General features: G+C 52.4%; 2 protein-coding genes. Both read right to left on the minus strand.

Annotated features, from left to right (window positions below):
- Positions 1-789: esterase-like activity of phytase family protein (locus tag ACEW8P_RS14445; RefSeq protein WP_373513785.1), on the minus strand; the 789-nt coding region annotated here is incomplete at its 3' end.
- A 124-nt stretch (positions 790-913) separates the two neighbouring features.
- Positions 914-2,494, minus strand: a complete 1,581-nt coding sequence (locus ACEW8P_RS14450) for an ArnT family glycosyltransferase (RefSeq protein WP_373513786.1) — start codon at positions 2,492-2,494, stop codon at positions 914-916.
- Positions 2,495-2,584: the final 90 nt, after the last annotated feature.

Genomic DNA, 2,584 nt, shown 5'->3' on the forward strand with positions numbered 1-2,584 from the left:
AACATCAAACGTAATGATCCGCGTCAGGGTGCGGTTGGTGGCAGCGGCATTGGAAGGATTGTAGAGTCTCGACTGCATGATCCCAACCAGGGTTTTTTCGTCCGGCGTGATGGTAAGCCCCTCCATACCGCGATTGGCCCACCGTCTTTCTAGTACCGCTGGGAGTTTCCGGGTGCCAGTATTCACATTGACCGGGCTGATGCGTTCGATCTGAGTGCCGTCGGCTCTCAAATGTGCCATGTGCGGGCCATATTCGTCGGATACCCAAAAGGTGCCGTCTTTCATGGCCACCAGCCCTTCGGTATCGAGACCGAACTCGTCGAAGTCCAGAACCTGGTCATTCAGGTCGTAAGGGATTTCACCAGTGGCTCCTTTTCCGGCGGGATTGGGTCGCCCACTGATGGGTTTGCCCGAGGGATCTTTGATGAGGATTTCGGCAATTTTCTCAATTTTACCGTCCTGGGTCAACCTGAAATGGCCAATGCGTGGGGTATAGCCGGGAATGGGAAAGTACTTGCCCCCGGTGGCATCGGCGTTGGGGCCACGGTCGGTCAGGGCATAAAACTCGCCGGGATTGTAGGGATGAGCGGTGGCGGAGGAACCGAAGCCGCCATTGCGAACTTCCACGCCGAGCAGATTGTCCAGAACAGAATAAGGAAGTGCGACTCCCTGCTTGCTAATGACAGGCACCTGATAGGGAACGCCAAGGTCGTGGTCCTTGATACAGGATACCAGAAAGAAAGAAAGGCTAAAAAGCCAAATCGGGGTTTGGAGTTTCTTTGAATACATATTTCAATTAGGGAGGACGGATTTGGCGCAAGTTACGCTAACCTAAGAGGAATGAATGGAGTTCCTTTGTTAACAAATCGTTATCTGTTCTTGGCGTGGCAATCGTTGGCCTACCGCTCTGCCCTCAGCGTCCATCGACGGCTATTCTGGCTTTCCTCAAGCGGTAGATATACCAGTAGCGGGTCACCCGGCCGTTCCGCTTTTGCGTTAGCCGGATAGGCTTTTCGATTTCACCAAAATTCAAATCGTGCAGCTTGGTCGGATCAGTGAGGTAGTTAGACGGCGTAATGAAGTACGCATCGTCACCTGCATCAAGGCTTCCATTCATAATATTTAGCCACCAGAACTTGTGCAACGCATTGACGGGCCCGACGCCCAGCAGTCGCATTCCCAAGGGGTAAGCAATGTAGTAGTAGAGGTGTCCACCCGGAAACCAATTGTATATCAAGAGCGGCGCGTTGGCCGACACTCGGCTAGTTCTGATGTCCTCGTCCCGGATTTTCTCGAACTCGGGCCGAAGCGCCTTCCAACCGTACATATCGAGAGTGAAATCCCCCGACCCCATTTTTGTCTCATTCTGATTACCCAGTGTGCCGGGATAATGGTTGATCACCCCGACACCGGACAAGATGACCGTGGCGATAATCGTAACGGAGGCTTCAAGGAGGCGGGAAAACCGCTGGTTTGGCTCGGAACCCAATCTGTGTTCGATAAAAACGGCTGTAATAAGCATCAACCCTAGAAAGCCCGGTCCGCTCCAGTGGGGGAGCGTAGGGCGCAACAGAGAGACCAAGGTGGTAGCAACGATAATTGGCAGACTACACCATAGTAACATCCTGAACGGTGGAATTTTGTAAGTCCAAGTTCCCTCAGATGTGGCTGTCAGGGCCATGACAAACAGGATAACGTTGACCGGGTTATTGTAGGCGATTTGCCCCAGTGTGGCTATCAGGAAAGAACGCAGGTCGAGGCTGTTCTTGGCTTCGACCCGTTCGCTGTGAAACTGCCAACTGACGAACTGATTGTTTATGTTCCAAAACAGGATTGGCGAAATGATGAGAAGCGTTAGCCCCAAAGAAAGATATAGGTAAGGGTTTTTGAAGTGTTTTCTGTTGTAGCTAGTTGTGTATCCCACGAACCCCAGCCACAGAAAACCCCCGTGTACCTTGCACATCGTAGCCAGACCGACAAATAGGCCGAAGAGTAGCAGGTAACGATTCTCCTCTTCAGGCCGGATCGAGTCCAAAAGCTTCAACATGGAACACAGTGCTGCCAGCCAAAAAACCAACTGGACGGAATCGGGCAGAATGAAAAGGCCGGAGATAATACTGGTGTAGAGTGAACTGGTATACAATATTGCAGCAAGCAGGCCCGTTCGCTCGTTTCTCAGCAATTGACCGCAGCGGGCGATCAGCCACGTTCCGAGTGCAGCCCCTGAAATGGCCGGAAGGCGGACGGACAGATCGTTGACCCAGTGCAGGTTCAGGGTGAAGAGGCGAATGAACAATCCCACCAAAGGAGGGTGGTCGAAGTGGTTCCAGTCGGGCTGTACGGCATAGGTGAAGTAGTAAACCTCATCATTCCCGAGTTCCACCGAACCCGCCATGAAGCAGCGTATAACCGTGGAAACGGCAATGAGCCAGCCTAAATAGATTCCGTAGGGTTTGGATTCCTGCCTCATGGCAGCGGGTGATTCGCCAGGCATTTCGAAAGATTTATCTCGATAAAATGCGGCCTGGGAGCGGTGGCAACCTAAGTCGGTACCCTGTCAGCAGTTGCAGAAGTAATAAAATCC

The organism is Persicitalea sp. (assembly GCF_041751555.1).
GTDB lineage: Bacteria > Bacteroidota > Bacteroidia > Cytophagales > Spirosomataceae > Persicitalea.